The sequence below is a fragment of the Brevundimonas sp. Root1279 genome (assembly GCF_001425945.1).
Taxonomy (GTDB): Bacteria; Pseudomonadota; Alphaproteobacteria; order Caulobacterales; family Caulobacteraceae; genus Brevundimonas.
This window is the reverse complement of record NZ_LMEB01000006.1, coordinates 283,904-309,871: the sequence shown is the minus strand read 5'-3', so window position 1 is coordinate 309,871 and position 25,968 is coordinate 283,904. Positions and strand designations below refer to the sequence as shown.

Here is a 25,968-nt window from a genome sequence, read left to right as displayed (position 1 = left end):
GCGGCCGGTTCTTCCCTGGAACCTAAAACCTAGCCCCTGGAACCTCACTTCCCCTCGAACCGCGCCGGCCGCTTCTCCAGCGCCGCATTGACGCCCTCGAGGTGGTCCTCGGTCAGGTGCGCCAGCGCCTGCATGGCGGCGGTCATCTCGAGCATCTGGTCGAAATTCACGTCCCGGCCCTGGCGCAGCAGGGCCTTGGCCATGCGCAGGGCGTGCGGGGCCTGGGCGGCGATCTCCTGCGCCGTCGCCATGGCCTCCTCCATCAGCCGCTCGGCCGGCACGACCCGATTGACCATCCCCCAGCGCTCGGCCGTGGCCGCGTCGATGGCCCGGCCGGTGAACAGCATCTCGGCCGCTCGCGCATAGCCGACGTTCCTCGGCAGCAGCCAGGCCCCGCCGTCGCCCGGCACGATGCCCAGCTTCAGGAACGGCACGCCGAAGCTGGCCTTGTCCGAGGCCAGCCGCACGTCCCCCAGCCCGGCGATGTCGCAGCCCAGCCCCATGGCCGGCCCGTTCACCGCCGACACCAGCGGAACCTCCAGCCCGTACAGCGAGCGCACGATCCGGTGCACCACCCGGCGATAGCGCTCGCGGATCTCGGCCCCAGAGCCGGCGAACAGGTCGCTCTTGCCCTTCATCGCCCTCAGGTCGCCGCCGGCCGAGAAGGCCCGGCCGGCGCCGGTCATGACCACGCAACGCACGCCCGGGTCCGCGTTCACCGCCTCGCAGGCACTGGCGAAGGCCTCGCCGTCCGCCAGGTCGGGCAGGGCGTTCAGCCGGTCCGGCCGGGAGAGGGTCCAAAGCTCCACGGCGCCGTGGCGCTCGCGCTGGATCAGGTCGGTCATGGAAGGCTCCTCTGGCGGCTCCCCGAGGCCTAAAGCGTGACGCGGCGTCACCGCAACCGGCGCAACAAAAAAGCCCCGGCCTTGCGGTCGGGGCTCGTCACTGTCGATCGGGTCTCGCCCTAGCGGCGCGGCTTGTCGATCTTGATGGGTACGAAGTTGGACGGGTGGCTGATCACGCGATCGCCGGCGCCGTTGGTGTGCTTCGTGTTCACCAGCATCCCGCCCCAGAGCGCGAAGCTCATCATGGCGTGCTGGAGGTTACGGTCCTTGTCGTTCATCTTTGATGTCTCCTTTCGTTGAACGATGAAAAGAGACACGTCGTGCTGATCGGGAATCTCACCGTCATAGTCGTTTCGCGTCATGGTCAAGGTAGGCGCCCCGACCCGGCAAGGCAACTGTTTTTACTCCGCTAGCGGACCATATTTCGCACTGATGTCATCGACCGTATCCCAAGCGCCACAGCCGCGCCCGCCCGGCCCGCCGAAAGCCGTCGCCACGCCCTGCATCAAGGTATGCATCGTCGACGGCCCCACCGGCCTGTGCCTGGGCTGTTTCCGCACCCTCGGCGAGATCGGCGGCTGGAGCGCCCTGACCGACGAACGCCGCGCCGAGATCATGACGGAGCTGCCGGAACGGCGGGGGCGGATCGACCCGGCCAAGCTGGGGCTCTAGGGGCGCCTTCGCCTCGCCGGAGGATGACGAAAGAAGAAGAGCGACCGCCACTCAGCCGCCGCCAAGCTTAACCCCGCGTCCACCACGCCTCTTCACCGCATTCCAACGCGGCCGTGGGACAAGGGGGCATGCGGTTCGATCTCTCCTCCGCCGGCGTTCTCGCCCTGGCCGTCGCTTCCTCGCTCAGCGTGCTGTGGTGGATGGACCGCGCCGGTCTGCGCGGCGAAGCCCACGCCGCCGAAAGCCATGCCGTCGTCGCCGAACGGATCCTGCGCGGCCCTGACGGCCACTACTGGGCCGAGGCTGTGATCGACGGCCGTCCCGTCCGTCTGATGGTCGACACCGGCGCCAGCCTGGTCACCCTGACGCCTGCCGACGCCGCGCGTCTGGGGCTGGAGCTTCAGCCCGCCGATTTCACGACCGAGCTGGCCACGGCCTCCGGCCCGGTCCGCGCTGCGCGCGTCGAACTCCCCCGCGTCGCCGTCGCCGGGGCCCGCGTCGACCGCGTCGAGGCCATCGTCGTCGCCGACGGCCTGCCGCACTCCCTGCTCGGAATGAGCTATCTGGCGCGGCTGTCGGGGTTTGAGGCCACTCGCGGCGAGCTGCGCCTGCGGCAGTAGGGTCGAGGGGCGAGGGGCGAGGGAGGCTGAATCTCTAGCCACCAGCCACTCAGCTTCCGCCGTCGCCTCGACCCTCGTCCCTCGACCCTCTCCCCTACAAAGCCTTCACCACCACCGACAGCGCCGTCGCCACCAGATAGACGGCGAAGGCTTTGCGCAGGACGCGACGGTCCAGGCTGTGGGCCAGTTTGGCGCCCCAGGGCGCCACGGCGGTGGTCAGCACCCCCATGATCAGCGCCGCGGGCACATTGACGTAGCCGATCGAGAACGGCGGCCGGCCGTCCGCGCCCCAGCCGAACACCATGAAGCCGGCCATCGCGGCCGCCCCGATGGCCACGCCGAAGCCGCTGGCCGTGGCCACCGCCTGATGGATCGGTCGGCCGCAGAGGGTCATGGTCAGGCCGCCGAAGCTGCCCCCGCCGATGCCCATCATCGCCGACAGGCCGCCGATCCCGGTCCCGACCACGCGCCGTCCCCAGCCGGTCGGCAGGTCGGACCTGAGTGTGAAACGCTCCGGCATCAGGCCCAGCTGCAGCCCGATCGCCGCCAGGCAGACGCCGTAGACGATGGCCAGCCCCTCCATCGAGGTGAAGCCCGCCACCGCCGCCCCGACCAGCCCGCCGAATCCGACCCAGGGCGTCCAAGTCTTCAGCACGACCTCGTCAACCGCCCCGTGCTCCCGGTGCGCCTTCAGCGATCGCCAGCTCGTCGCCACGATGGTCAGCAGCGAGGTCCCGATCGCCGTGTGCAGATTGCCCTCGCCGCCGACCCCGAGCACCTCAAACGCGTAGAACAGCGCCGGCACGATCACCGTGCCCCCGCCTACCCCGAACAGCCCGGCGACAAGCCCGCCCGCCAACCCCGCCGCGACCAGGGCCGCCAGCAGGGTCAGGAGCTCGGGCAGGGGGAGGGACGTCATGGCTCAAGCCTTAGTCATTCCTCCCCCGCAGGGGGAGGGCCTGGGGCCTTGCAACAGTCAGACGAAGCGGGTCAGGTGCGGCGTAGGGGAGACCACGCTTGGATATCAACGCCTTCATCGACCGCTGGAGCCACGCCCGGGGCGGAGCCGAGCGCGCAAACTACCAGATGTTCCTGTCGGAACTCTGTGAGGCGCTGGAGCTTCCGCGTCCCGATCCAGCGAGCGATGATACCCGCACCAACGATTACGTGTTCGAGCGCGGAGTGAAGCGGCGGGAGTCGGAAGGCTTCGCCTCGACCCTGCGGATCGACCTCTACAAGCGCGGCTGCTTCATCCTTGAGGCCAAGCAGTCGCGCGCCGCCCAGCGCGACGACCAGCCCCGTCTGTTCTCTGAGGCCGAGGCGAACTCCACCGCTGCTGGCGAGGGGCGGTGGGACACCCTGATGCGCAACGCGCGCAAGCAGGCCGAGGACTATGTCTTCCGCCTGCCTGCCGACCACGCCGCCCCGCCGTTCATCATCGTCTGCGACGTCGGCTATGTGTTCGAGATCTACGCCGACTTCTCGGGCAGCGGCCGCGCCTACACCCATTTCCCCGATCGGAAGGGCTTCCGCGTCCGGCTCGAAGACCTGCGCGACGACAAGGTCGTCGAACGTCTCCGGGCGATCTGGACCGACCCGCAGTCGCTCGACCCGACGCGTGAATCCGCCCGCGTCACGCGTCAGATCGCCGAACGCCTCGCAGCCGTTTCGCGTCGGCTGGAACGCAACCACCCGGCCGAGGAAGTCGCCCATTTCCTGATGCGCTGCATCTTCACCATGTTCGCCGAGGACGTGGACCTGCTGCCCAAGGGCAAGTTCACCGAATTGCTGAACGAATGCCTGGAGGGGCCCGACAGCTTCGCCCCCCTGCTGCGCGACCTGTGGCGGCGGATGGACGACCCGGTTTACGACAACCGCTTCTTCTCGGGCTTCAAGACCCATCTGCGCCACTTCAACGGCAGCCTGTTCAAGGACGCTCGCGCCTTCCCGATGACACGTGAGGAAATCGGCGAACTCCTCGCCGCTTCACGGCACGACTGGCGATACGTCGAACCGGCCATCTTCGGCACCCTGGTCGAGCAGGCGCTCGACCCCAAAGAGCGCCGCGCCCTCGGCGCCCACTATACGCCGCGCTCCTACGTCGAGCGGTTGGTGGAAGTCACCGTCATGGAGCCGCTTCGTGCGGACTGGAACGCGGCCCTGATGAAGGCCGGCGACGCGCGTGAGCGTGGCGCGCCAAAGGAGGCCGTCGCCGCCATCCGCGCCTTCCACCACCAGCTCTGCGCGACGCGGGTGCTCGATCCGGCCTGCGGCACCGGCAACTTCCTCTACGTCTCGCTGGAGCTGATGAAGCGGCTGGAGGGCGAGGTGCTGGAGGCGCTGGCCGAGCTGGGCGAGACCGAAGGCATCGGCTTCGAGACCGTCGACCCGCACCAGTTCCTCGGCATCGAGCTGAACGTCCGCGCCGCGGCAATCGCCGAACTGGTGCTGTGGATCGGCTATCTGCAACAGCACTACCGCAACAGCCGCGAACATCCCGCCGAGCCCATCCTCAAGGCCTTCGGCAACATTCAGCAGAAGGACGCGGTCCTGACCTGGGACGGCTATCCCGAGCTGCAGTTCGAGATGGTCGAGGGCAAGGCGGTGCAGGTCTACCCGAATGCGCGGCGGCCGGACTGGCCGGAGGCGGAGTTCATCGTGGGGAACCCGCCGTTTATTGGCGGCAAGGACCTGCGCTCGCGCATGGAATTTGGCTATGCGGAGGCCCTGTGGCGCGCCCATCGGCACATGAACGAGAGCGCCGATTTTGTCATGTACTGGTGGGACCGGGCGGCAGAACTCCTGACCCGCAAGAAGACCCCACTGCGCCGTTTCGGTTTCGTTACCACCAACTCAATTAGCCAAATGTTCCAGCGCAAGGTGATGGAGCGCCACCTGAACGCCAAGACGCCGTTGTCCCTCATCTTTGCGGTGCCCGATCACCCATGGACCAAGGCCACGAAGGACAGCGCCGCGGTGCGGATTGCGATGACTGTATGCGTGCCGGGTTCAAAGGACGGAGAATTGCTCAAGGTCGAGGCAGAAGCTGCGCTGGACACTGACGACCCGACGCTGACGTTCATCGCTCGCGACGGAAAGATTAATCCGGACCTGACTGCTGGAGTTGATGTCACGCGTGCATTGCCTCTGCTTGCCAACCAAGGGGTCTCGTCGCCGGGGGTGAAGCTGCACGGAGCGGGGTTCATCGTCACGTCAAGCGAAGCCGAACTCATCGGCCTCGGGCACCGACAGGGACTGGAACGTCACATTCGTCATTATCGCAACGGTCGTGATCTGACGGCGCGTCCGCGCGGGGTCATGGTCATTGACCTGTTCGGCCTTTCTGCCACGGAGGTGCGGATGCAATACCCGGAGGTGTATCAGCACCTGTATGATACCGTGCGCGTGGACCGACTGGCGCAAGTAGCGAAATCACCAACGAAAGACGCACAAGCCTATGCGGAGCAGTGGTGGCAGTTTGGAAAACCGCGCACGGAGTTGCGGCCGGCGTTGGAGGGGCTCCCTCGTTACGTTGCCACGGTGGAAACCGCGCAGCATCGCACTTTTCAATTTCTCGATGCATCAATCCTTCCGGACAATCGGCTGGTTTGTTTCGCTTGGGACGATGCTGCCTTCTTGGCAGTGCTTTCGTCACGGGGGCATGTAATCTGGGCCTTGGCGACTGGCGGTCTACTCGAAGATCGCCCGATCTATACAAAATCGAAGGGCTTCGACCCCTTCCCCTTCCCAGACCCATCCGATGCTGTCCGCGCTCGCCTCCGCGAACTCGGCGAGGAACTCGACGCTACCCGCAAGACGGTCCAGGCCGAACATCCCGACCTGACCCTCACCGGCCTCTACAATGTGCTGGAGAAGGTCCGCGCCGGGACGCCACTCGACCCGAAGGACGAGGACGTCAAAGATCGTGGCCGCGTCCTGATCCTCAAGGACCTGCATGACCAGATCGACCGCGCGACAGCTGACGCCTACGGCTGGCGGCACGACCTGACCGACGAGCAGATTCTGGAAAAGCTGGTCGCCCTGAACGCCGAGCGTGCGGCGGAGGAAGCCGCGGGTCATGTCCGCTGGCTCCGCCCCGACTACCAGATCCCTCGCTTCGCAAAGGGCGCGACGAAGGCGAAGTCCGGCGAACTCGATCTGGCCGACAGCGTCGTCGCCATCGACAAGGGGCTGCCCGCCTTCCCGAAGGACAAGGGCGAACAGGTCATGGCTATCCGCGCCGTGCTGCAAGCCGCCGGCAAGCCGATGGACGCCGCCGCCGTTTCCCGCGCCTTCAAGCGGGGTGGCAAGGCGATCGAGCAACGGGTGCTCCAGGCTCTCAACACCCTGGTTCGCTATGCCGAGATCACTGCGTTGCCGGACGGGACCTACGCCGCCCGTCGCGCGGCCTGATCCAAGCTGGATGCCAGCTGACCCCTCAGATCAGCAACGCCCCCTCGTGCCGCAGCAGCCAGGTCTTCCGCTCCAGCCCGCCGCCGAAGCCGACCATCGCTCCGTCGGCGCCGACCACGCGGTGGCAGGCCAGGACCACCGGGATCGGGTTGCGGTTCAGCGCCACCCCTGCCGCCTGGGCGGCGCCCGGCTCGCCGACGCGTTTGGCCATTTCGCCGTAGCTGATCGTCACGCCGGGCGGGACTTCCGCCAGAGCCCGCCACACCCGCGCCTGGAAGCCGTCGGCGGCGACGGCGCCGTCGAGGCTCCACGGGATGCGGTTCAGCGCGCTCAGGTCGCCGGCGAAATAAGCTTCCAGGCCCTCGCGCACCGCTTGAGGCGTCTCGCCCCTAACCTGCTCGACGCCCGGATACTCGCGCCGCATGGCCCGAGAGGCCCCGCCGCCGAAGGACACGCCGCGCAGCCGACCGTCCGCGTCGCAGGCCAGTTCCAGTTCGCCGATCGGCGATGATAGGGCGGAGAGGGTCAGGATCATGTCGGCAGTCTAACCCGATCCGTCCCCGCCGCTCGCGGCTTTCGGACCTTCAGGCAACCATCCGGCGTCGAACCCCGTTACTCCGCCCCATTCACTGCGGACACGCTTCATGACGACCTCACGGACTCTTTCGGCGCTCGCAGCGGGCGCCCTGCTCCTCCCGATCGCGGGCGAAGCTGCGGCCCAGACGCCTTACGGCTCGACACAAAACCCCTATGGCCAGAGCCAGCCACAGGATCCCTTCGGTCAGATTCTCGGCGCCCTGTTCGGCGATCGCTACGGCGTCTCCACTAACCTGGAGACCGAATGGAGCCGCGGCCGCCGCCCGCTGGCCACCCAGCGCTCGAGCTTTGAGACCCGGCTGAACGCCGATGTGCGCTCGGGCGTCCTGTCGAGCAGCGAGGCCGAGCGGCTGCGCTACGAATATGACGATCTGGTCCAGCTGGAGGCGCGTTACACCTCGGACGGCCGGGTCACCACGGCCGAGCGCAGCGATCTCGCCGCTCAGTACCGCGAGTTTTCGCAGCGGGTCGAGGCCGGCGGTTCGGACTATTCGGAAGGCCGTACGTCGGTCGCCGACGGCCGCACCGAGTTCAACACCCGCGTCGACGCCTCCGTCCGCGCCCGCCGCATCAGCCGCACCGAGGGCAACCGACTGAAGACCGACTATCAGTCCCTGATCCGCGCCGAGACCGACTATCTGCGCGATGGCCGTTTGACGGCCCAGGAACGTGACGACCTCGACGCCCGCCTCGACGCTCTCGACGTGCGCGTCGGCGACGGTGCTGCCAGCGGCGGGGGCGGCTATCTCGACAACCGCACCCGCCTCGCCAACATCGAGACCGCCATCGCGGCCGGCGAGCGCTCGGGCGCCATCGCCCGCGCCGAGGCGACCCAGCTGCGAACCGAGCACCGCGACCTCGCCTACCTCGAAGCCGCCTACGCCCGGACCAGTCCGTCGGCGGACGAGAGCGCCTATCTGACCCGCCGTCTCGGCGAGTTGGAGGTCCGCGCCCGCGTCAGCCGGCGCTAGGGCTGAAGACCCGGAGACGCGCCCGCGTCTCCGGCCGCGCCGGAACCGCAACGCCCGAAGCGCGCTCACGCCTTGATGCTACCGTTCGGTGATCTCGCCGAGGGTCAGCTGTTCCGGGTCGGCGGATCGGTCGTGACCCTAGGCAGCGTCGCCGCCGGGCTGGCGCTGTTCGTGGTCGCATGCCTGCTGTCGCACCTGGTCGGAAGTTTCCTGAAAAAGGTGCGCCGACGGGGCGTGCACGACGTCTCCTCCGTCTATGTGCTGGAGAAGGTCCTCACCTACGGCCTGATCGTTATCGGCGCCGTGGCCGGGCTGTCGACGGCCGGGTTGGACCTGTCCTCCTTCAGCCTCTTCGCCGGCGCGACGGGGATCGGCATCGGCCTCGGCCTGCAGGGGGTGGTCAAGGAGTTCGTTTCCGGCCTGATCCTGGTGTTCGACCCGACGGTCTCGGTCGGCGACTATGTCGAGGTCGAGGGCGGGGCCAAGGGGGTCATCGTCGAAATCGGGCCGCGCGCCACCCGGATCCGCACCAATGACAACCTCCACATCCTGATCCCCAACTCGCATCTGATAGAGCGGCCGCTGACCAATACGACGCTGCGGGGCGACACCCGGCGCATCCACATTCCCTTTTCCGTCAACTACGGCTGCGACCGCGCCCTGGTCCGCGACGCGGTGCTCGCCGCCGCCCGCGCCAGCCCCTTCACCCTGCCCGAAAACCCCTTGCGCAAGAGCCAGGTCTGGCTGGTCAGTTTCGGCGATTCAGGGCTCAATTTCGAACTGCTGGTTTGGCCGACGCCCGACGCAGTCAAGCGGCCGGCGGCCATGCTGGCGGCCTACAACTGGGCCATCGCCGACGCGCTGCGGGCGGTGCGGATCGGGCCGCCCGTGCCGCAGGCCGAGCTGCGCATCCGCTCGGTGTTCGGCAAGGAGGGCGATGAGGCTCTGGCCCTGGTCGGCGCGCGCCAGAGCCGCCGCAGCCGCCGGGCGGGGGCGGCCTCGGCCGAGGTCTTTGCAGCCTCGGTCAATGACGCCGCCGACGACCTGCTGTCGCCCGACCACGAGCCGGATGAGCCGGCTCCGGCGCGATCGCCGCCGCCTCAGACCTGAGGCATCAGGGCGTTCATCTCGCCCCAGTTCAGCGCATCCGCCTGCATCGGCTCCTGCAATCCGTCGGTCAGGAAGCCTCGGGCCAGGAGGGCCGCTTGCCCATAGACCGCGCTGGCGATGCCCGAGCCGGCGCTCAGCCGCCGCACGCCCAGCCGCTCCAGCTCGGCGGCGCCCGGCAGGCCGGGCCAGGCCAGAAGATTGATCGGCAGGGGCGTGCCTGCGACCAGCTCCGCGATCCCATCGCGGTCCGTGAGCCCTGGCGCGAACAGGCCGTCGGCCCCGACGCCGCGATAGAGCGCGCCCCGCCGCAGCGCCTCGTTGACCCGCCCGTCAGCCTCGCCCACGCCCCTCAGCCAGACGTCGCAGCGGGCGTTGATGAACAAGGCGTCGCCGACCGCCGCGCGGATGGCGGCGATCTTGGCCGCCAGGATCTCGGGCGCGGCGCCGCCGTCCTCGATATTGATCCCCTGCGCCCCGGCCTTGACCAGCTGTTTCGCCGTCTCCGCCACCGCGTCCGGGTCGTCGGAGTAGCCGCCCTCGAAATCGACGCTGACCGGCAGGTCGCCCGCCGCCCGCACGATGTCGCGCGCCGCCTGCACCGCCCGCTCCGGCGGCAGCGCGTCGCCGTCGGGCCAGCCCAGGGCCCAAGCCACGCCGGCGCTGGTCGTGGCGATGGCCCGGGCGCCCAGCGAGCGCATCACCGCCGCGCTGCCCGCGTCCCAGGCGTTGGGCAGGATCAGCAGGCCAGATCGGTGCAGGTCGTGAAAGGCGGTCATGGCTCAGCTCCCGTGTTTGCTCCGATCTAGGAACCCCGGCCGCCCTTCGCTCGCGGTTTCCGGACCGCGTCAGCCGCCCTGCTGCCATCGGTTGTCAGCAGTCTGTCCGCAGGCCGCGCGTTGACTGGCGCAGACCCCCTCCCGCCCCTAGATTGCGTTCATGGCCCGTTCCCCCTCGAAGTCCGGCAAGCCGGTCCACGTCCCCGGCATGGCGGAGGCCCAGGCGCCCTTCATCCAGGACGGTCCGAAAGGCGCCCGCGGCGCCATGCCGATGTTCGCCCCCGTCACCGGCCCCCGGCTGACGCCCGAGGAGGCCCCCGGCGCCCCTGCAGACTGGGTCCCGCACCGCCCCGACCGGCCCACCGACAAGAAGCGCATCCCGTTCCGGCTGGAGACCAAATACACCCCCGCCGGCGACCAGCCCGCGGCCATCGCCGAGCTCGTCGCCACCGCCGAGGCCGGCGAGCGCGACCAGGTCCTGCTCGGCGTCACCGGCTCGGGCAAGACCTTCACCATGGCCAAGGTGATCGAACAGACCCAGCGCCCCGCCCTGATCCTGGCCCACAACAAGACCCTCGCGGCCCAGCTCTACTCCGAGTTCAAGGCCTTCTTCCCGGACAATGCGGTCGAGTATTTCGTCTCGTACTACGACTACTACCAACCGGAAGCTTATGTACCCAGAACAGACACTTACATCGAAAAAGACTCGTCCATAAACGAGCAGATCGATCGCATGCGGCACTCGGCGACGCGGGCGATCCTGGAGCGGGACGATGTGATTGTCGTGGCCTCGGTCAGCTGCATCTACGGCATCGGGTCGGTGGAGACCTATACCGCCATGACCTTCACCCTGAAGGTCGGGGACCAGATCGACGAGAGCAAGCTGCGGGCCGACCTGATCGCGCTGCAGTACAAGCGCAACGACGCGGCGTTCGAGCGCGGCATGTTCCGCAAGCGCGGCGACACCTTGGAGATCTTCCCGGTCCACCTGGAGGACCGCGCCTGGCGCATCAGCCTGTTCGGCGACGAGGTCGAGGGCATCCAGGAGTTCGACCCCCTGACCGGCAAGAAGACCGCCGACCTCACGGAGGTCACCGTCTACGCCGCCAGCCACTACGTCACGCCCCGGCCGACGCTCAACCAGGCCGTCAACGGCATCAAGGCCGAGCTCAAGGAGACGCTCGACTGGATGGTCGAGAACGGCAAGCTGCTGGAGGCCCAGCGCCTCGAACAGCGCACCCGCTTCGACCTGGAGATGATGGAGGCCACCGGCTCCTGCGCCGGCATCGAGAACTACAGCCGCTGGCTGACCGGCCGCGCCCCCGGCGAGCCGCCGCCGACCTTCTTCGAATACATCCCCGACAACGCCCTGCTGTTCGTCGACGAGAGCCACGTCACCGTCGGCCAGATCAGCGCCATGTACCGCGGCGACTACCGCCGCAAATCGACCCTGGCCGAGTACGGCTTCCGCCTGCCCAGCGCCATCGACAACCGCCCGCTGAAGTTCGACGAGTGGGACGCCATGCGCCCGCAGACGATGTTCGTCTCCGCCACCCCCGGCCCGTGGGAGATGGAGAAGACCGGCGGCGTCTTCACCGAACAGGTCATCCGCCCCACCGGCCTGATCGACCCCCCGGTCGAGATCCGCCCGGTCTCCGGCGCCACCCGAAACCAGGTCGACGACGTCATCGACGAGGTCAAGGCCGTGGCCCGCCAGGGCTACCGCTCCCTGGTCACCACCCTGACCAAGAAGATGGCCGAGGACCTGACCGAATACATGCACGAGCAGGGCGTCCGCGTCCGCTACATGCACTCCGACGTCGACACCCTGGAGCGGATCGAGATCCTGCGCGACCTGCGCCTGGGCTCATTCGACGTCCTGATCGGCATCAACCTGCTCAGGGAGGGCCTCGACATCCCCGAGTGCGGCCTGGTGGCCATCCTCGACGCCGACAAGGAGGGCTTCCTGCGCTCCGAGACCTCCCTGATCCAGACCATCGGCCGCGCCGCCCGCAACGTCGACGGCCGCGTCATCCTCTACGCCGACCGCATGACCGGCTCGATGGAGCGCGCCATCGCCGAGACCAACCGCCGCCGCGAGAAGCAGGAGGCCTACAACGCCGAGCACGGCATCACGCCCGAGTCGGTCAAGCGCGACATCAAGGAGATCATGGCCTCGCCCTACGAGAGCCGCGAGATCGACCGCCTGACCCGCCCCGGCGTCGCCGAAAACGCCAAGCCCTTCATCGGCTCCAACTTCCAGGCCGCCCTCAAGGACCTGGAAGGCCGCATGCGCGAGGCCGCCGCCAACCTCGAGTTCGAGGAAGCCGCTCGCCTGCGCGACGAGATCAAGAAGATGAAGCTCCTCGACCTCGAGTTCGCGAATGAGGCCCTGACCGGGGCGGGGGAGGAGGTCGACAAGTCGGCGCCGAAGCGCTGGCGCGCCGAGGCGGCGGCGGAAAAGGCGGAGGCGTTTAGGAAGGGGCGGTAGGGGGCGGACGCCGGTCCATCAGGACCACCCCATCCCGCTCATCCCCGCGAAAGCGGGGACCCAGTCCTTTTGGTGATCGGTGATGCCCGGGACCCGCCGGCCCAAGACCTGAAACGCCGGCGTCACGCTGGACAGAACTGGGTCCCCGCCTTCGCGGGGATGAGCGGAAATTTGGGTGTCTCCTCCCCGTCGCGTCGCGATGGGGAGGGGGACCGCGAAGCGGTGGAGGGGCGAAACCGCCGCCCATCGGCGCACCGGCCCCCCCTCCGTCACGGCGCGTATTCGCGCCGCGCCACCTCCCCATTGCTCCGCAACGGGGAGGAGACGACCTCAGCCGCTCCTACCGCCGCGCCCGCTTCCGGCACTCGCTCAGCGGCAAGGGCTCAGCGTCCCGGACCCTCTTGCCGGTGGCGCGGTCGGTGATGATCAGGCGGCAGTATTTGTCGTCGACGTCGAACGTATGCCTGACGTCGTACTGCTGGTCCTGCTCCGGGGTGAAGCGCACCGCGTTGAAGCAGGTGCTGCTCGCCGAGCTGTACGCCCCGGTGCCCCACATGTAGGTGGTGGTGACCGAGAGCACGATCGGCTTGCCCGGCGCGACGCGCAGCGCCTTGGAGTCCTCGGTCAACATCGAGAGCACAGCGCCGAGCTTGGTCGTGTCGCAGAATTCGTCCGGCCCGAGATTGTAGGACTGCATCCCGCCAATCCACAGGTTCGTGCCTGAGTAGCTCTTGTGGACAGTCACTTCGGCGGCCGGCTGACCCGCCTCAACGGGCACATACTTCGCCACGCAGCCCGAGGTGGTCAGGCCGAGCGCGGCGATCGCCGCGGCGCGCACCAGCGCGGTCCGAATGGTCATTGGATAGCTCCCCTGGTCGCTCCCCCCAAGGAGCCCGGCGGGCTGTATGGTCAAGCTGAAGCGGGAGGGCAAGGGGGACGGTCTCCTCCCTGTCGCGCAGCGATGGGGAGGTGGCGCGGCGCGAATACGCGCCGTGACGGAGGGGCGCTTTCCGACACGCGACCGCGCGGCCGTTCCGCCCCTCCACCATCCTCGCCTGCGGCTTCGGATGGTCCCCCTCCCCATTCGCAGCGCGAACGGGGAGGAGACGGACTCAGCCGCTTACGCCGCCGCGCGCTGGCGGCACTGGCCTAGCTTCCGTCGCGAGGCGATGGGGAGGGGGACCGCGAAGTGCAGGGAAGGCGGTCCTGATCGCCCGAGGCGCGGTCGCACCGATTCCAGGGCCTATCGGACAGCGAATTTTCACTCCGTCCTGCTCAACTCTCTCGTCTATGAAGGGGCCATGAAAGTTACGATGAAGATCGCCCTAGTCGCCCTGATCTCATGGGCGAGCGTGGCCGCTGGCTCGGCGCAGGCCCAGGAGCTCTGGAACGGCGTGGCCCTAGGCATGACGCCGCGCGAAGTGCTCAGGGTCCTCCCCGGCGCGCAGGCCACGTCCGATCCGTCCAACAAGGCCTCGTTCGGCGAACTGCTGGTCGCCATGCCGGGCGTGGATGTCTTCGACCATTCCGGCCGCGCGGAATTTTACTTCGAGCGGAACAGGCTCACGACGGTGCGTCTCTTCGTCGAGCCACAAGATCTGACCCAGCAATCCAACCAGATGGTCATCGAAAAAATCCAGGCCGAGCTTGGTCGACCGCCGGAGTGCGTCTTGATGATGATGCTCTGCAGTTGGCGTTTGCCGACGCGAACGGTCGCATTCAGCGCTGGAGGCCTCGAGCCGCCCAGCGCCCTAGGAGTCGAGTATACGGGCCCGTCGAGGGCACGGGCGCGCTAAGCGGTTCGCGGACGCCTTGATTGATCAGATCGCCTTCGGCGCCGCTGGGTCCCGGCCTTCGCCGGGATGACGAAAGGTGAGGGCCGCCCCGACCCTCCCGTCCCATCGCTCTCACCCCTCCCATCCCGCGCCAAGTTAGTCGCGCACATGACGCTCGCCGCGCGCCGAACCTAGCGATTCCAACCGCTTGTCGTGACGCTGAGCGTCGCTCGCCCGCGACCTTCCAGACCACCGCTCCAACCGCGCCAGACTCTCCGGTCCATTCACCGGCAGGGAGCCGAGCATGAGGACGAAGACTGATCCCGAGCACGCCATCTTCGACGCCATCGAGGCGCGGCTGCGGGCCGTCGATCAGATCGCGAAGCTGGCCGTCGCGGCGAAGCGCCACCCGGAGTCGCGCGTGGCGGAGTGGTTGATGCGGACCGCGGACACGCTGTTGGCGCAGATCGAGGCGGAGGGGCTGCTGGCGGCGCCGGAGGTGACGCCGCCCCCGCCGCCGCGCCGGACGCGCCGGAGCGGCAAGCAGGCCGCGCTGCAATGAGCGGGGCGCTCGATTGGGAGGTGCGGCGGCCGAAGATCCGTTCGGACGAGACCTGGGACGAGGTGCGGCGGGCGTGGGAGGCCGGGGAGACCGGGGCGTCGCTGGCGCATCGCTACAATGTCGGGCTGGCCAACCTGTGGCGGCGGCGGGCCTCGGAGGGGTGGCGGCGGCTACGGGGAGAGGATCCGCCGCCGGAGCCGGTCGAGGGCTGGGAGCGACATGCGGCGCGGGCGATGGAGGCGTTCGAGCTGAAGCTGGCGGAGACGCGGGCGCTGGCGGAGACGCTGGCGGCGGCGATGCAGGGCGGGGCGCTGGCCGGCGTGCCGCTGTGGCATGCGGGCTTCGTGCTGGCCTGGCGGGCGGAGCGGCTGGGCGCTGAGGCGGCTGCGCGGGATCGGGAAGAGGTGACGGCGCGGGCGGGGTGGACGGCGGCGTTCTGGAACGAGGCGGGGACGCTGAGGCCGACGGCGCGGCTGGACGAGATCACCCTGGAGGCCAAGCGGGACGCCTGGCGGGAGGACGTCGGGCTGCCGAAGGGGGCGGCGGAGGGGTGGCCGTAGGGGAGGGGGCGTCGTGACGCTCAAACCTCAATTGGTGCGCCGACCTGCGCGAAGGTGTCGTGATGGCGCCCGGTGATTTCTCACAAGGACAGCACCAACCGACACTCTCACACCCTTGGTCGCGTCTCCTCCCTGTCGCGCAGCGATGGGGAGGGGGACCGCGAAGCGGTGGAGGGGCGACACGGCCGCACGGTCGTGCGTCGGAAAGCCCCCCTCCGTCACGGCGCGTATCCGCGCCGCGCCACCTCCCCATTCGAAGCGCGAACGGGGAGGAGACATGCCTCCCCTCCTACGCCCGCGACCAGGCTAGTTCGCGGACCCACTGCTTCAGGTTCTTCACGGCCCGCAGGTCCAGGCCGTCGGAGCGGGGGCCGAGGTTGAGGCTGTCGCTGAGCAGGTCCAGCATCTCGATGACCTCGATCATCGACTGGGGTTTGCGTGAGAGGATGGCGGCTTCGGCGCGGCAAAGGGCGCGGTCTTCGGTGTCGGTCAGCTGGGGCCGGCGCATCAGCGCCCTATGCAGCTCCACGGCGTCGGAGAAGGTCATTGGCGTGCTCTCCCGAGCGGAATTTCCGGTCGGCCCAGGCTTCCCAGGGCGCGAGGAACAGGATGATGGAGATGGCGATCCACACGCCGCGACGGGCGAGGACGCCGGTGAGGACCGTGTTCTGGTCCGTGATCAACGGCAGGATGTGGGTCAGCAGGGCCATGAACTGGAACCCCGCGACGAACACCAGCCACCAACGGTTGGCGCGCTCGCAGATCAGCCAGAGGCCGAGGAACAGGACGAGGTTCACCCCCGCCACCCCGACCCGCCAGTTGTTCAGCATGATCGTCTGGGCCAGGCCCTCGACGAGGATGCAGGCGAGGATCAGCGCCGCCGCCGCGCGCTCGGGCCACGACCCGCGCCAGACCATCAGGCCGAAGGCCAGAAGGTTCAGGCACATGAGGGTCACGGCGTAGAGCAAGGCGCGGAGGCTCAGTTGGCGACGGTGGCGAGCCGGCCCGTGGGCTTGGTGGTCTCGCCCCCGCCGGTGCCCTCGGGATCCTTCTCGAGCGGGCCGGCGTGCGGGCCCCCGTTGGGCGCCTTGGGCTCGGTCCAGGTGACCCGCATGCGGCGGGCGTCGCGGGCCAGGCTGTCGTGCGCCGCCACCAGGCTGCGGCGGGCGGTGATGGTCAGGGCGATGGCCTCGGCCAGGTGGTCGAGCCCGGCCTGGCCCGGTCCGGCCGCGAAGCCGGCGGCGGCCCGGCCGGAGGCCAGGTCGGTCAGGGTGATGCCGAGCTGGGCCAGCTGCCGGTCGGCGGCCAGCTCGCTGGCGTTGAGGTTCGCCGCGACGATGCTGGCGAAGGCGTGTTTCGTGTCCATGATGGAGACCCCGTTGCGTTGGGTCACCGCAGCTGGCCGATCGATTCCATGACGGACTGGGCCATGGCCAGGGCGGCCGCCACGCCGAGCCAGACGCAGGCCCAGATGACGATCACCGGAAGACGGCTGCCGGCGATGCGCGGCGGCGTCCTCCAGTCGCCCAGGGAGACGTACAGGTCATACGGCGACCGACGCCCCGGCTTCTGTCCGTCCGAGGGGCTGATCGGCCCGACCTCGGCGACGGGGACAGGAGGCGCCGTGAAGCTCGGCTCGGCCATAGCGGACGAGGCGTATAGCGGATTCTCCGCTAGGCGCCGCAGGGCGCTGCGGCGGTCGGTGACGCCGAGCTTCCGGTTGGCCTCGCGGATGTGCAGGCTGACGGTGTGCGGGGACAGGCCGAGGTGGCGGGCGATGTCCTTGTCGGTCATGGTGGCGCTGAGGCGCAGGCACTGCAGCTGCCGTTCCGTCAATGCGCCGCCCATGGGACCCCTCCGCCTGGCCGGGCAGATTAAGGGCAAGTCTCGGATTCGCGTCCAGCTTTTTGCGGGGTTCGCGACCCGCGTCAGGGCGGACTATAGGGGGCGGATGCCCGCCTCGCGCACCCCCGCCGCCTCCCGCACCCGCGCCGTCCTCGTCCTGCTGGTCGCCGCCTGCGTGCTGGGCCTGGCCCCGATCCTGGTGCGGCTGACCGAGACGGGGCCCGCGGCGGCGGGCTTCTGGCGCTTCGCCTTCGCCATGCCGATCCTGCTGCTGCTCGTGGGGCGGCCCGAGTCCTGGGGCGGGGGCGGGGAGGGCTTCGGCAGGCCGTCGAAATGGATGGGGCTGGCGGCGCTGTTCTTCGTGCTGGACCTGTCGTTCTGGCACTACGGCATCGTCATGACCTCGGTGGCCAACGCCACCGTGCTCTGCAACCTGACGCCGGTGGTGGTGACCCTGTTCGCCTGGGTCGCCTTCAAGGAGCGGCCGCAGCGGCTGTTCGTGGTCGCCATCGGCCTGGCCCTGGCCGGCGCCTTCGCCATGTCGGCGGGGGCGGACGGGAACCAGGGGACCAACCCGCGGCTGGGCGACCTGTTCTCGCTGTCGGTGGCGCTCTGGTACGCGGGCTATTTCCTGGCGGTGAAGGCGGCGCGGGCGACAGCGGGGGCGATGCGGGTGATGCTGTGGTCGACCGGCCTGGGCCTGCCGCTGCTGGGGATTGTGTCGCTGGCCCTGGGCGAGGACCTGATCCCGGCCAGCGCCGCCGGCTGGGCCGCCTGCGCCGCCATGGGGGTGATGCACGTGGTCGGGCAGGGCGGGGTGGCCTGGGCGCTGGGCCGCCTGCCGGCCTCGCTGACGGCGGTCACCATCCTGATCCAGCCGGTGGTCGCCGCCCTGCTGGGCTGGCTGGTCTTCGGCGAGACCATGACCCCGGTGCAGATGATCGGCGGCGCGGTGGTGCTCTCGGCGATCGTGCTGGCGCAGTGGAGCGCGGCCGCCAGAAACAAGAAGGGCGCGGAAGCCGAAGCCGCCGCGCCCATCCCGTAGTTAGTTCGAGGTGAACCTAGCTCAGAGGAGCTTCAGTTCCACGGCCGAGGTCTTGCCGCGCTGGGATTCCAGCTCGTATTCGACCTTGGCGTTCTCATCGAGGCCCTGCAGGCCAGCCTTTTGAACGGCGGTGACGTGAACGAACACGTCCTGACCGCCGCCATCGGGCTGGATGAAGCCGTAGCCCTTGGTGGGATTGAACCACTTGACCGTGCCGGTCGCCATGTTTGCGTCTCCGTAAACGCGCTTTCCAGGCAGACGTCCCTTCGGGGGCGCCCGTCAGCCCATCTGGACAAGCTCGTTCAGGCGAAGGAGCGATGCACGGGTGTGGAAGCCGCGCGAAATCCGGACTGCGCCGACTTTCTCTCGCGAAAAAGCGGGGCCGGTCAACCGCAAACCGAATCGCCTGCCGGGCGAACATGGTTACGAGGTCAGCGGCAGAGACCGGTCGCCGAGCCGTCGAGGTGCAGGTGATCGTGGTGGGCGGCGTTGTAGTCCGGGCTGAGGACGGTGGCGAAGACCCGGCAGGCGCCGCCGCGCGCCCGCTGCAGGAAGGTCTTGGACTCGGGGCCGGCGGGCCCCGTTCCGGCCCAGTCCGCGGCGACAGAGACGCGGCGGCCGTCCTCGAGGACGACCCCGGCGATGTCCAGGGCGTTGGCCCGCGCGTGCTCGCTGGGCCGGGCCGAGGCGTCGGTCTGGCCGTAGATGCGGCGGCAGGAATAGGTCCCCATGTTCTCGACGCGCGCGACCCGCGAGCCGAAGGCGGCTTCGGCCGCCGGTTGCAGCACCTGGCGGTCCCAGATGACGTAGCGCACCGCCAGCGGGCACTGCATGACGACGTCCTTGGGGGCCAGGGGCGTGACCGCGCCGCCGGTGATGCGCACCGCCCCGCGCACGACGCAGAAGCCGCCGTCGTCCTTGTCAGGCGCGCGCTCGACCTGGACCCCGGCCTCGCGCAGCATCTGGATGCAGGCGTCGGTGACGGCGGTGATCTCCTCGGGCGCGGCGGCGCCGGTCAGTTCGAAGTCGGCGACCTTGGCGGCGGTGGCCGCGCCGATCGGTCGGCTGAGGTCCAGCGGCTTCCACGGCAGGTCCTGGGCCGGCACGAAGAAATTGAGCAGGGCGAATCCGGCGCAGAGGCCGAGACCCAACTCCCACAAAAGGTTCCAGAAATCGGCGAAGTCGCGCTTCATGTGCGTTCAGTCTTGACCGGACCGGGTGGCAAGGCAAACGCCGTTCAGGCGCCGGGGCGTTCGATGATCAGTCGCTGGGCCAGTTGCTGGGTCGCCGGACCGCCCTTGGCGTGGGCGTTCGACAGGGCGATCGCCCCGACGCCGGCGGCGGAATCGATGATCGTGGTCGCGTGCCAGAGGGTGTTGGATCCTTCGTGCGCCAGCACCGGCCCCTTGGCCCAAGGCGCGCTGGGCTGGATCAGCCAACCGAAGCCGTAGGGGCGGCCCGGTCCCTCGGGCGCCGTGGTGATCCGGGCCATGGTCGCGGGCGACAGCACGCCGCCGCCCTCGGTCAGATACATCTGCACGAACCGGGCGTAGTCCGGCAGGCTCATGTGGCAGGTTCCGGCCGGTCCCATGAAGGCCGGATTGTCCGGCTTCGTCGCCGGATCGAGGGCGATGAGCGTCTCGCCGAAGGGGCGATGGCCCCATGGCTGGTCTCCTTCGGGCGCGCCGAAGCCGAAGGCGGTGATTCCCAGAGGCTCGAACAGCCGCTCGGCGATCGCCGTCTCCCAGGCCTGGCCGGTCAGGCGTTCGATGGCCGCGCCGGCGAGGACAAAGTTGATGTTGGCGTAGCCGTACTCCCCCTGCGTCCAGCCGGGCGCCTTCGACAGGGCCGTGCGGACCAGGTCGAGCCGTTGCTCTGGAAGGGGCCGGACGTCGCCGCCCGCCGCCAACAGGACCGGCAGTGTGATGACGTCCTCGTCGCGCAGCCCGGAGCGGTGGGCCATCACCGTCTCGAGAGTCACGCCGGCCCAGGCCGGATCGGCGGCGATCTCGGGGAAGACCTCGGTCAGCGGTTGGTCCCAGCGCGCGCGGCCAGCCTCGACAAGCCGGGCCCAGGTCGCGGCGGTCATCGCCTTGGTGTTCGAGCCGAGGTGCCAGCGGTCCTGCAGGGTCGCCGGCGTGTCCGTTCCCTGCCGCCGGACGCCACGCACGCCGGACCAGATCAGGCCGTCGCGGGTGACGATCCCGCCTGCCAGCGCCGGCGGCCCGTGCGTCGCGAACACCGAGTCCAGAATCGCGTCGGCGCCGCCTTCCGACCGAGCCGAGCCCGCGGCGCGGGCGGCCCCCGCCAGGGGCACGACGGTCAGGCCGGCGAGAACGGCGCGTCGGTCAAGGCGCATTGGGAACTCCATCAGGGCGGCGGACCTTTCTATCCCGGCTTGGCCGTTGCGGTCACGCGGCGCAGGATGCGGTCATGGGCAAGGCCTCGGAAAACTACGACGAAGAGCTCGTCCGGCTGCAGATCAAGCTGGTCGAGGCCCAGGCCTGGGCGATCGATCGCGGCAAGAAGATCCTGATCCTGTTCGAGGGCCGCGACGCCGCCGGCAAGGACGGCTCGATCAAGCGGCTGACCGAAAACATGTCGCCGCGCCAGACCCGGGTCGTCGCCCTGTCGAAGCCAGGCGAGCGCGAAAGCAGCCAGTGGTATTTCCAGCGCTACGTGCCGTGGCTGCCCGCCGCGGGCGAGACCGTGATGTTCAATCGATCCTGGTACAACCGCGCCGTGGTCGAGCCGGTGATGGGTTTCTGCACGCCGGACCAGCACGAGCATTTCCTCAAGGACGCGCCGCGCTTCGAACGGATGCTGACGGATTCCGACATCCTGCTGATCAAGCTGTGGTTCGACATCTCCAAGGACGAGCAGGCTGCGCGGCTGAAGAAGCGCACCACCGATCCTTTGAAGCGGTTCAAGATCTCGGCGCTCGACGCCGAGGCGCAAACGCGCTGGGACGCCTATTCTCTCGCGCGCGACAGGATGCTGGCCGACACCCACACTGCCCATGCGCCCTGGACGGTGATCGCCACCGATCGCAAGAAGACCGCCCGTCTGAATGTCATCCGCCACGCGCTGCAACGGATCGGCGCGCCGGGTTGCGAGGACGAGAGACCGGACAAGGACGTGGTCTTCCCCGCCGACAAGGCCGGCGACCGGCTGTTCCGCTGATCAGAAGCCGAGTTCGGCCCTGAGCGCCGCGGCGGTCAGCCCGCCTTCGCGCAACTCCTTCAACGTCACCGACTGATCGCGCTTGGCGAAACGACGGCCATCCGGACCCGCCAGCAGGGCATGGTGGCGATAGGTCGGCGTCTCCCAGCTCATCAACGCCTGGATCAGCACCTGGATGTGGGTCGCTTCGAACAGGTCCTGGCCGCGGATGACGTGGCTGATGCCCTGCAGCCGGTCGTCATGGGTTACGGCCACATGATAGGCGGTCCCGGCGTCCTTGCGGGCGACCACCACGTCGCCGGCGGTCTCCGGCCGGGCGCGGATCAGGCTGTGCTCTCCGCCCGGGCCCTCGCCCTCTTCGCGGAAGGCCAGGTCGCGCCAGGTCGCGTCGCCGAGCGCCTCACGGGCGCGGTCCAGCGACAGCCGCCAGGCGAAGGGGCGTCCCTCGGCCAGCAGCCGGGCCTCTTCGTCCGACGGGTGCGGTCCCGGCCGAACCGCCTCGGCCGCCCCGTGCGGCGCGTCGCCGATGCTGTCCAGGATCTCCTTGCGGGTGCGGAAACAGCGGTACAGCAGGCCGCCGGCGTCCAGCGCCGCAACCGCGGCGGCGTAGTCGGCGAGGTGTTCCGATTGACGGCGCACGGGCGTTTCCCAGTCCAGCCCCAACCAGGCCAGGTCCTCCAGGATGCCGGCGTCGAATTCAGGCCGGCAGCGAGTGGGGTCGATGTCCTCGATGCGAAGCACGAACCGCCCGCCCTGCGCCTGGGCCGCGCTCCAGGCGGTCAGGGCCGAGAAGGCGTGGCCCTTGTGGAGGCGGCCCGTCGGCGACGGCGCGAAGCGGGTGGCGAACCGGGGCATCAGCAGCGCTGCAAGGCCAGCGGTTTCCGGCCCTCATACGCGGCCTCTGGCCGTCCGGGGGTGATCGAGGGCGGGAGATCGTCCAAGCTGGCCATGCGGAACGATTAGTGTGGCCGCCCGTGACTGTCGATGAGGACCCATGCCCGCCGCTCCGACCCCTGCCGAGATCGCCGCTGCACGCGCCGCTCTGGCCCTGCTCGATCCGGCGCTGGGCCGAGCCCATGCGCAGGTCCCGGACTTCGAATGGCGGCTGCGCACCGGCGGATTCGAGGGGCTGTTCCGGATGATCGTCGAGCAGCAGGTGTCCGTTGCCGCAGCGGCCGCCATCTGGCGTCGGGTGGTCGAGGGTCTGGACAGCGAAATCACGCCCGCCTCGGTGCTGGCGCGCGACGTTGAGGCTCTGCGGGGGCTCGGCCTTTCCGGCCAGAAGGCGCGCTACGCTCACGAAATCGCCCGCGCTCACGTGGAGGGGGACATCGATTTCGATCATCTGGAGCAGCTGGACGACGCCGAGGCCGTGGCGCGGCTGACGGCCATCAAGGGCGTGGGGCGCTGGACCGCCGAGACCTTCCTGATGTTCTGCGAGGGCCGCACCGATGTCTTTCCGGCGGGCGATATCGCCCTGCAGGAGGCGATGCGTTGGGCCGACGGAGCGGCGCTGCGGCCGCGCGAGAAGGAGGCCTACCTCCGCTCCGAACGGTGGAAACCCCACAGAAGCGTTGCGGCGCATCTCCTCTGGGGGTGGTATGGCGCGGTGAAGCGCGGCGAGGTCGTGCTGGAGGACCTGCCCGCGTGACGCCCATCGTCGATCCGAACATCGCCACGCCCGAGACCGTCCTGGGCGCGCTCGACTTCGCCGGCGTGGCCGTGTTCGCCGCCACCGGCGCCCTGGCCGCCGCGCGCGAGAAGCATGACCTGGTCACCTTCGCCTTCTTCGGGGCCATCACCGGCGTCGGGGGCGGCACCCTGCGCGACCTGCTGATCGGCAATCCGGTCTTCTGGGTGCAGGACTGGCGCTATATCGCCGTCTGCCTTGCCGCCTCGGTCGCCGTCTGGCTGCTGGGGGCGCGGCCGTGGCGCTTCCGGGCCCTGCTATGGCTCGATGCGGTCGGCCTGGCCGCCTACGGCGTGCTGGGCGCCGCCAAGGCCGAGGCGGCCGGAGTGCCGGCGCTGATCTGCATCGTCATGGGGGCTCTGACCGCCTGCTTCGGCGGCATCGTGCGGGACCTGCTGGCGGGACAGCCGTCGATCCTGCTGCGCCGCGAGATCACCGTGTCCGCCGCCCTGCTGGCCGCCACCGTCTACGTCGTCGGTCGCGCCGCCGGGCTGGAAGCCTGGCCCGCCGCCTTCGTCGGCGCCGCCTGCGGCTTCGTCCTGCGCGCAGGGGCGTTGCAATGGGGCTGGAGCCTGCCGGCCTTCCGGGGCGGTCGCGCCAGGGCCTGATCCTGCGGCTGATCCTGGGCCTGATCCTGTCGCCGAAACGTCGTCCCGTTGTCATCGCCAAGGGTACGAATCAGGACTAGGCTTCCTTCACCAGACTAGGGAAGGAGACGTGTCTTCAGTCCTTTGGCGTCCATGATCCGTCTGCAGACGGCGAGGATCTGATGCAGATCCTGAACCGTCCCCCGTCCGGCTGGCCGGCCCTCGTGCTGAACGCCGACTTCCGACCTCTGTCCTACTATCCGCTGTCGATCTGGCCGTGGGAGGAGGTCGTCAAGGCGGTCTATCAGGAACGGGTGGACGTGGTCTCGACCTACGACAAGGTCGTGCGCAGCCCGTCGATGGAGATCGTGCTGCCCAGCGTGATCGCCCTGAAGAGCTACGTCGATCAGGACCGGCAGCCCGCCTTCACCCGCTTCAACGTCTTCCTGCGCGACGGCTTCGCCTGCCAGTACTGCGGCGAGAGCGCGGAGCTGACCTTCGACCATGTGGTGCCGCGCAGCCGCGGCGGCCGCACCACATGGGAGAACATCGTCGCCGCCTGCAGCCCCTGTAACCTGCGCAAGGGCGGCCGCACGCCGGAGCAGGCCGGCATGCCCATGCGCCGCGCGCCGCATCGGCCCAGCGCCTGGCAGTTGCAGGATCTCGGCCGGCGTTTCCCGCCGCACTACCTGCACCAGAGCTGGCTCGACTACCTGTACTGGGACATCGAGCTGGAGCCCTGAGAGGCGCCGTTTCGTGGGCTCTTCGCCACGACGAAAAAACATTCGCGCAACAAGGGAACCTTTGCTTTGGCGGGCCATTCGGGGTTCGGCGCCGGAAGGGCGGCTGTGCGGAGACGCGCCGTCCGTCCGACCTGCGACGTATCCTTTGCCCCCCGTCGTGGTCCCCCGCGGCGGGGGTCATTGGTTTTCAAGGCAGGCCTTGCGACCCCGTGGCAACGAAAGGCCCCGCCGAAGGGGGGGCGGGGCCGAGAAGTCTCAGGCGCTGTCGCGGGCGCTCAATGGAGAAACGTCGGTCATCGAGAGCGGTTCCGCTTCCTGCGGCGACGTTCGCCTAAGGCGGGAACATAACCGCTCGATGGCCGGTTACCCGACCGTCAGCGGGAGATATCCTATGAAGAAGACCATTGCAGCCGTCACTGCCGGCCTCTTGCTCGTTGCGGGACAAGCCGCGGCGACCAGCCAGGCCCAGGCCACCGCCCGGGTCGGCGACCGGGTTGGACCGCAGGCCGAAGCGGCCAGCGAGTTCAACGGCATTCCCATCGTCGGCCTGATCGCCGCCGCCGGGGTGCTGGCGGCTCTGATCGTGGTGGTGTCGGGCGACGACTCGGACAGCGACTGATCCGCTGCGCCATCGTCGGCTTGAGCCATTGACGGACGTGCGAGGCTGGACCAGTCCAGCCCGATGAAGATTCACGTCCGCGCAGAGCTCGTCTACCGCTTCGATCCCCCGACGGACGCCATCTACAAGATCCAGGTCGCGCACTGGCCGGGGCAGGTGCTGCTCGAAGAGCGGCTGAGCACTGTGCCGCCGGTTGACTTCCATGAGGACGAGGACGCCGAGTTCGGCGCGCGGACGTTGCGCGCCCACCTGTCCGGCGAAGTGGCCCTTGTCTATGAGGCGGTGGTGGACAACGGCTCGCTCAAGGGCCTGCCGCCGGTGACCGTCCAGCACGATTGGGGCGACCTGCCCGCTGAGGTGCTGATCTACCTGTCGCCCAGCCGCTATTGCCCATCGGACCAGTTCGGCCGCTTCGTGTCGCGAACCTTCCCCGACACCGAGGGCGGCGCGCGGGTGCTGGCCATCCTCGAGTGGCTGAAGGTCAACATCGAGTACGAGCCGGGCTCCTCTGACACCGAGACCACGGCGGCTCGCACCTTCATCGACCGCGCCGGCGTGTGCCGCGATTTCACCCACCTGGGCATCACCTTGTGCCGCGCCTCGGGCATCCCGGCGCGCGCGGTCAGCGCCTATGCCCACCAGCTGACGCCGCCGGACTTCCACGCCATCTTCGAGGTCTGGCTGTCGAACGGCTGGTGGCTGGTCGATCCGACCGGTCTGGCCCCGGTCGAGGGCCTGGTCCGCATCGCCTGCGGCCGGGACGCCGCCGACATCGCCTTCCTGACCACCCAGGGCGGCTGCCAGCACGTGCGCCAGGCGATCACCGCTGAGGCGCGCGAGGGCTGATGCGAAAACGGCCCGGGT

Annotated in this window: 30 protein-coding genes; 16 read left to right on the top strand and 14 right to left on the bottom strand. The window is 69.2% G+C overall.

All coding sequences use genetic code 11. From position 1 onward, the window contains the following. Positions 1-44 precede the first annotated feature (44 nt). Together ASC65_RS09480 and ASC65_RS17465 are read right to left on the bottom strand one after the other, a co-directional pair. Positions 45-845, bottom strand: a complete 801-nt coding sequence (locus tag ASC65_RS09480; protein WP_056451964.1) for a crotonase/enoyl-CoA hydratase family protein — start codon at positions 843-845, stop codon at positions 45-47. A gap of 119 nt (positions 846-964) precedes the next feature. Then, positions 965-1,123 (bottom strand): hypothetical protein, encoded by a 159-nt coding sequence (locus ASC65_RS17465; RefSeq protein ID WP_200939820.1) that lies wholly within the window; start codon positions 1,121-1,123, stop codon positions 965-967. Positions 1,124-1,277: 154 nt separating this feature from the next. Between ASC65_RS17465 and ASC65_RS09475 the strand changes: the two genes are divergently transcribed. After that, on the top strand, positions 1,278-1,517 hold the full coding sequence (locus ASC65_RS09475; protein ID WP_056451961.1) for a DUF1289 domain-containing protein: 240 nt from the start codon (positions 1,278-1,280) through the stop codon (positions 1,515-1,517). A gap of 128 nt (positions 1,518-1,645) precedes the next feature. Beyond that, positions 1,646-2,137 (top strand): TIGR02281 family clan AA aspartic protease, encoded by a 492-nt coding sequence (locus ASC65_RS09470; protein ID WP_056451959.1) that lies wholly within the window; start codon positions 1,646-1,648, stop codon positions 2,135-2,137. 94 nt (positions 2,138-2,231) lie between these two features. Here ASC65_RS09470 and ASC65_RS09465 read toward each other — a convergent pair whose 3' ends face one another. Further along, positions 2,232-3,056 (bottom strand): sulfite exporter TauE/SafE family protein, encoded by an 825-nt coding sequence (locus tag ASC65_RS09465; protein ID WP_056451956.1) that lies wholly within the window; start codon positions 3,054-3,056, stop codon positions 2,232-2,234. Between the two features lie 98 nt (positions 3,057-3,154). On the opposite strand from ASC65_RS09465, the gene ASC65_RS09460 reads away from it, so the two are divergent. Further along, on the top strand, positions 3,155-6,550 hold the full coding sequence (locus tag ASC65_RS09460) for a class I SAM-dependent DNA methyltransferase (RefSeq protein WP_056451954.1): 3,396 nt from the start codon (positions 3,155-3,157) through the stop codon (positions 6,548-6,550). Positions 6,551-6,575: 25 nt separating this feature from the next. On the opposite strand, the gene ASC65_RS09455 is transcribed toward ASC65_RS09460, so the two are convergent. After that, positions 6,576-7,085 carry a methylated-DNA--[protein]-cysteine S-methyltransferase gene (locus ASC65_RS09455; protein WP_056451952.1) on the bottom strand — a complete coding sequence of 170 codons (510 nt, stop codon included), beginning with the start codon at positions 7,083-7,085 and terminating at the stop codon, positions 6,576-6,578. 109 nt (positions 7,086-7,194) lie between these two features. On the opposite strand from ASC65_RS09455, the gene ASC65_RS09450 reads away from it, so the two are divergent. Both ASC65_RS09450 and ASC65_RS09445 read left to right on the top strand, forming a co-directional pair. Further along, the gene (locus ASC65_RS09450; protein WP_056451950.1) at positions 7,195-8,118 is read left to right on the top strand and encodes a hypothetical protein; all 924 of its coding nucleotides are present in this window, start codon (positions 7,195-7,197) and stop codon (positions 8,116-8,118) included. A 75-nt stretch (positions 8,119-8,193) separates the two neighbouring features. Next, positions 8,194-9,228: a mechanosensitive ion channel family protein gene (locus ASC65_RS09445; RefSeq protein WP_056451948.1), complete on the top strand. Its 1,035-nt coding sequence runs from the start codon at positions 8,194-8,196 to the stop codon at positions 9,226-9,228. Here ASC65_RS09445 and ASC65_RS09440 read toward each other — a convergent pair. Further along, positions 9,219-10,004: an isocitrate lyase/PEP mutase family protein gene (locus ASC65_RS09440; RefSeq protein WP_056451946.1), complete on the bottom strand. Its 786-nt coding sequence runs from the start codon at positions 10,002-10,004 to the stop codon at positions 9,219-9,221. The genes ASC65_RS09445 and ASC65_RS09440 overlap by 10 nt on opposite strands. 160 nt (positions 10,005-10,164) lie before the next feature. Here ASC65_RS09440 and uvrB point away from each other — a divergent pair, with 160 nt between their 5' ends. Then, the gene (gene uvrB / locus ASC65_RS09435; protein WP_056451944.1) at positions 10,165-12,495 is read left to right on the top strand and encodes an excinuclease ABC subunit UvrB; all 2,331 of its coding nucleotides are present in this window, start codon (positions 10,165-10,167) and stop codon (positions 12,493-12,495) included. 340 nt (positions 12,496-12,835) lie between these two features. Here uvrB and ASC65_RS09430 read toward each other — a convergent pair whose 3' ends face one another. After that, entirely contained in the window at positions 12,836-13,354 is a 519-nt protein-coding gene (locus tag ASC65_RS09430) for a hypothetical protein (protein WP_156459610.1), read from the bottom strand. Between the two features lie 454 nt (positions 13,355-13,808). Between ASC65_RS09430 and ASC65_RS09425 the strand changes: the two genes are divergently transcribed. The 3 genes from ASC65_RS09425 (at position 13,809) to ASC65_RS09415 (ending at position 15,392) form a co-directional block, all read left to right on the top strand. After that, positions 13,809-14,291 (top strand): hypothetical protein, encoded by a 483-nt coding sequence (locus tag ASC65_RS09425; RefSeq protein WP_056451940.1) that lies wholly within the window; start codon positions 13,809-13,811, stop codon positions 14,289-14,291. A 283-nt stretch (positions 14,292-14,574) separates the two neighbouring features. Then, positions 14,575-14,832 (top strand): hypothetical protein, encoded by a 258-nt coding sequence (locus ASC65_RS09420; RefSeq protein ID WP_056451938.1) that lies wholly within the window; start codon positions 14,575-14,577, stop codon positions 14,830-14,832. Next, complete coding sequence (locus ASC65_RS09415) at positions 14,829-15,392, top strand: hypothetical protein (protein ID WP_056451936.1); 564 nt, start codon at positions 14,829-14,831, stop codon at positions 15,390-15,392. Before ASC65_RS09420 ends, ASC65_RS09415 begins: the two co-directional genes overlap by 4 nt. A gap of 289 nt (positions 15,393-15,681) precedes the next feature. Here the strand turns inward: ASC65_RS09415 and ASC65_RS09410 are convergent, their stop codons facing one another. Genes ASC65_RS09410 through ASC65_RS09395 form a run of 4 tightly spaced genes read right to left on the bottom strand, consistent with a single transcriptional unit; the run spans position 15,682 to position 17,240 of the window. Further along, the gene (locus tag ASC65_RS09410) at positions 15,682-15,939 is read right to left on the bottom strand and encodes a hypothetical protein (protein ID WP_056451935.1); all 258 of its coding nucleotides are present in this window, start codon (positions 15,937-15,939) and stop codon (positions 15,682-15,684) included. Continuing rightward, a complete protein-coding gene (locus ASC65_RS09405) occupies positions 15,908-16,360 on the bottom strand; it encodes a hypothetical protein (protein WP_056451933.1) in 453 nt (150 codons plus the stop codon). The genes ASC65_RS09410 and ASC65_RS09405 overlap by 32 nt, the downstream gene beginning before the upstream one ends. A gap of 11 nt (positions 16,361-16,371) precedes the next feature. Next, positions 16,372-16,758, bottom strand: a complete 387-nt coding sequence (locus ASC65_RS09400) for a hypothetical protein (protein WP_162245667.1) — start codon at positions 16,756-16,758, stop codon at positions 16,372-16,374. Positions 16,759-16,781: 23 nt separating this feature from the next. Further along, positions 16,782-17,240 (bottom strand): helix-turn-helix domain-containing protein, encoded by a 459-nt coding sequence (locus ASC65_RS09395; RefSeq protein WP_056451929.1) that lies wholly within the window; start codon positions 17,238-17,240, stop codon positions 16,782-16,784. 103 nt (positions 17,241-17,343) lie between these two features. On the opposite strand from ASC65_RS09395, the gene ASC65_RS09390 reads away from it, so the two are divergent. After that, entirely contained in the window at positions 17,344-18,282 is a 939-nt protein-coding gene (locus tag ASC65_RS09390; protein WP_056451928.1) for a DMT family transporter, read from the top strand. Positions 18,283-18,303: 21 nt separating this feature from the next. Here ASC65_RS09390 and ASC65_RS09385 read toward each other — a convergent pair whose 3' ends face one another. The 3 genes from ASC65_RS09385 to ASC65_RS09375 form a co-directional block, all read right to left on the bottom strand. After that, the gene (locus tag ASC65_RS09385) at positions 18,304-18,507 is read right to left on the bottom strand and encodes a cold-shock protein (protein WP_056451926.1); all 204 of its coding nucleotides are present in this window, start codon (positions 18,505-18,507) and stop codon (positions 18,304-18,306) included. A 206-nt stretch (positions 18,508-18,713) separates the two neighbouring features. Then, positions 18,714-19,475 (bottom strand): extensin-like domain-containing protein, encoded by a 762-nt coding sequence (locus tag ASC65_RS09380; protein WP_056451923.1) that lies wholly within the window; start codon positions 19,473-19,475, stop codon positions 18,714-18,716. 44 nt (positions 19,476-19,519) lie between these two features. Further along, on the bottom strand, positions 19,520-20,641 hold the full coding sequence (locus ASC65_RS09375) for a serine hydrolase domain-containing protein (protein WP_056451921.1): 1,122 nt from the start codon (positions 20,639-20,641) through the stop codon (positions 19,520-19,522). 74 nt (positions 20,642-20,715) lie between these two features. Between ASC65_RS09375 and ppk2 the strand changes: the two genes are divergently transcribed. Further along, positions 20,716-21,465, top strand: a complete 750-nt coding sequence (gene ppk2, locus ASC65_RS09370; protein ID WP_056451919.1) for a polyphosphate kinase 2 — start codon at positions 20,716-20,718, stop codon at positions 21,463-21,465. On the opposite strand, the gene gluQRS is transcribed toward ppk2, so the two are convergent. Then, positions 21,466-22,320, bottom strand: coding sequence for a tRNA glutamyl-Q(34) synthetase GluQRS (gene gluQRS / locus ASC65_RS09365; RefSeq protein ID WP_056451916.1), 855 nt, complete (start codon positions 22,318-22,320; stop codon positions 21,466-21,468). 139 nt (positions 22,321-22,459) lie between these two features. Between gluQRS and ASC65_RS09360 the strand changes: the two genes are divergently transcribed. The 5 genes from ASC65_RS09360 (at position 22,460) to ASC65_RS09340 (ending at position 25,950) form a co-directional block, all read left to right on the top strand. Continuing rightward, entirely contained in the window at positions 22,460-23,116 is a 657-nt protein-coding gene (locus tag ASC65_RS09360; protein WP_056451914.1) for a DNA-3-methyladenine glycosylase family protein, read from the top strand. Next, positions 23,113-23,763, top strand: coding sequence for a trimeric intracellular cation channel family protein (locus ASC65_RS09355; protein ID WP_056451911.1), 651 nt, complete (start codon positions 23,113-23,115; stop codon positions 23,761-23,763). The genes ASC65_RS09360 and ASC65_RS09355 overlap by 4 nt, the downstream gene beginning before the upstream one ends. 161 nt (positions 23,764-23,924) lie before the next feature. Then, the gene (locus ASC65_RS09350; RefSeq protein WP_056451909.1) at positions 23,925-24,485 is read left to right on the top strand and encodes an HNH endonuclease; all 561 of its coding nucleotides are present in this window, start codon (positions 23,925-23,927) and stop codon (positions 24,483-24,485) included. Positions 24,486-24,876: 391 nt separating this feature from the next. After that, on the top strand, positions 24,877-25,104 hold the full coding sequence (locus ASC65_RS09345) for a hypothetical protein (RefSeq protein WP_056451907.1): 228 nt from the start codon (positions 24,877-24,879) through the stop codon (positions 25,102-25,104). 63 nt (positions 25,105-25,167) lie between these two features. Continuing rightward, on the top strand, positions 25,168-25,950 hold the full coding sequence (locus ASC65_RS09340) for a transglutaminase-like domain-containing protein (RefSeq protein ID WP_056451905.1): 783 nt from the start codon (positions 25,168-25,170) through the stop codon (positions 25,948-25,950). Positions 25,951-25,968 lie beyond the last annotated feature (18 nt).

Bases quoted from the DNA above. Each gene is read 5' to 3' on its own strand.
- ASC65_RS09480 (WP_056451964.1), bottom strand. From the start codon at position 845: ATGACCGACCTGATCCAGCGCGAGCGCCACGGCGCCGTGGAGCTTTGG.
- ASC65_RS17465 (WP_200939820.1), bottom strand. From the start codon at position 1,123: ATGAACGACAAGGACCGTAACCTCCAGCACGCCATGATGAGCTTCGCG.
- ASC65_RS09475 (WP_056451961.1), top strand. From the start codon at position 1,278: ATGTCATCGACCGTATCCCAAGCGCCACAGCCGCGCCCGCCCGGCCCG.
- ASC65_RS09470 (WP_056451959.1), top strand. From the start codon at position 1,646: ATGCGGTTCGATCTCTCCTCCGCCGGCGTTCTCGCCCTGGCCGTCGCT.
- ASC65_RS09465 (WP_056451956.1), bottom strand. From the start codon at position 3,056: ATGACGTCCCTCCCCCTGCCCGAGCTCCTGACCCTGCTGGCGGCCCTG.
- ASC65_RS09455 (WP_056451952.1), bottom strand. From the start codon at position 7,085: ATGATCCTGACCCTCTCCGCCCTATCATCGCCGATCGGCGAACTGGAA.
- ASC65_RS09450 (WP_056451950.1), top strand. From the start codon at position 7,195: ATGACGACCTCACGGACTCTTTCGGCGCTCGCAGCGGGCGCCCTGCTC.
- ASC65_RS09445 (WP_056451948.1), top strand. From the start codon at position 8,194: ATGCTACCGTTCGGTGATCTCGCCGAGGGTCAGCTGTTCCGGGTCGGC.
- ASC65_RS09440 (WP_056451946.1), bottom strand. From the start codon at position 10,004: ATGACCGCCTTTCACGACCTGCACCGATCTGGCCTGCTGATCCTGCCC.
- uvrB (WP_056451944.1), top strand. From the start codon at position 10,165: ATGGCCCGTTCCCCCTCGAAGTCCGGCAAGCCGGTCCACGTCCCCGGC.
- ASC65_RS09430 (WP_156459610.1), bottom strand. From the start codon at position 13,354: ATGACCATTCGGACCGCGCTGGTGCGCGCCGCGGCGATCGCCGCGCTC.
- ASC65_RS09425 (WP_056451940.1), top strand. From the start codon at position 13,809: ATGAAGATCGCCCTAGTCGCCCTGATCTCATGGGCGAGCGTGGCCGCT.
- ASC65_RS09420 (WP_056451938.1), top strand. From the start codon at position 14,575: ATGAGGACGAAGACTGATCCCGAGCACGCCATCTTCGACGCCATCGAG.
- ASC65_RS09415 (WP_056451936.1), top strand. From the start codon at position 14,829: ATGAGCGGGGCGCTCGATTGGGAGGTGCGGCGGCCGAAGATCCGTTCG.
- ASC65_RS09410 (WP_056451935.1), bottom strand. From the start codon at position 15,939: ATGACCTTCTCCGACGCCGTGGAGCTGCATAGGGCGCTGATGCGCCGG.
- ASC65_RS09400 (WP_162245667.1), bottom strand. From the start codon at position 16,758: ATGGACACGAAACACGCCTTCGCCAGCATCGTCGCGGCGAACCTCAAC.
- ASC65_RS09395 (WP_056451929.1), bottom strand. From the start codon at position 17,240: ATGGGCGGCGCATTGACGGAACGGCAGCTGCAGTGCCTGCGCCTCAGC.
- ASC65_RS09390 (WP_056451928.1), top strand. From the start codon at position 17,344: ATGCCCGCCTCGCGCACCCCCGCCGCCTCCCGCACCCGCGCCGTCCTC.
- ASC65_RS09385 (WP_056451926.1), bottom strand. From the start codon at position 18,507: ATGGCGACCGGCACGGTCAAGTGGTTCAATCCCACCAAGGGCTACGGC.
- ASC65_RS09380 (WP_056451923.1), bottom strand. From the start codon at position 19,475: ATGAAGCGCGACTTCGCCGATTTCTGGAACCTTTTGTGGGAGTTGGGT.
- ASC65_RS09375 (WP_056451921.1), bottom strand. From the start codon at position 20,641: ATGCGCCTTGACCGACGCGCCGTTCTCGCCGGCCTGACCGTCGTGCCC.
- ppk2 (WP_056451919.1), top strand. From the start codon at position 20,716: ATGGGCAAGGCCTCGGAAAACTACGACGAAGAGCTCGTCCGGCTGCAG.
- gluQRS (WP_056451916.1), bottom strand. From the start codon at position 22,320: ATGCCCCGGTTCGCCACCCGCTTCGCGCCGTCGCCGACGGGCCGCCTC.
- ASC65_RS09360 (WP_056451914.1), top strand. From the start codon at position 22,460: ATGCCCGCCGCTCCGACCCCTGCCGAGATCGCCGCTGCACGCGCCGCT.
- ASC65_RS09350 (WP_056451909.1), top strand. From the start codon at position 23,925: ATGCAGATCCTGAACCGTCCCCCGTCCGGCTGGCCGGCCCTCGTGCTG.
- ASC65_RS09345 (WP_056451907.1), top strand. From the start codon at position 24,877: ATGAAGAAGACCATTGCAGCCGTCACTGCCGGCCTCTTGCTCGTTGCG.
- ASC65_RS09340 (WP_056451905.1), top strand. From the start codon at position 25,168: ATGAAGATTCACGTCCGCGCAGAGCTCGTCTACCGCTTCGATCCCCCG.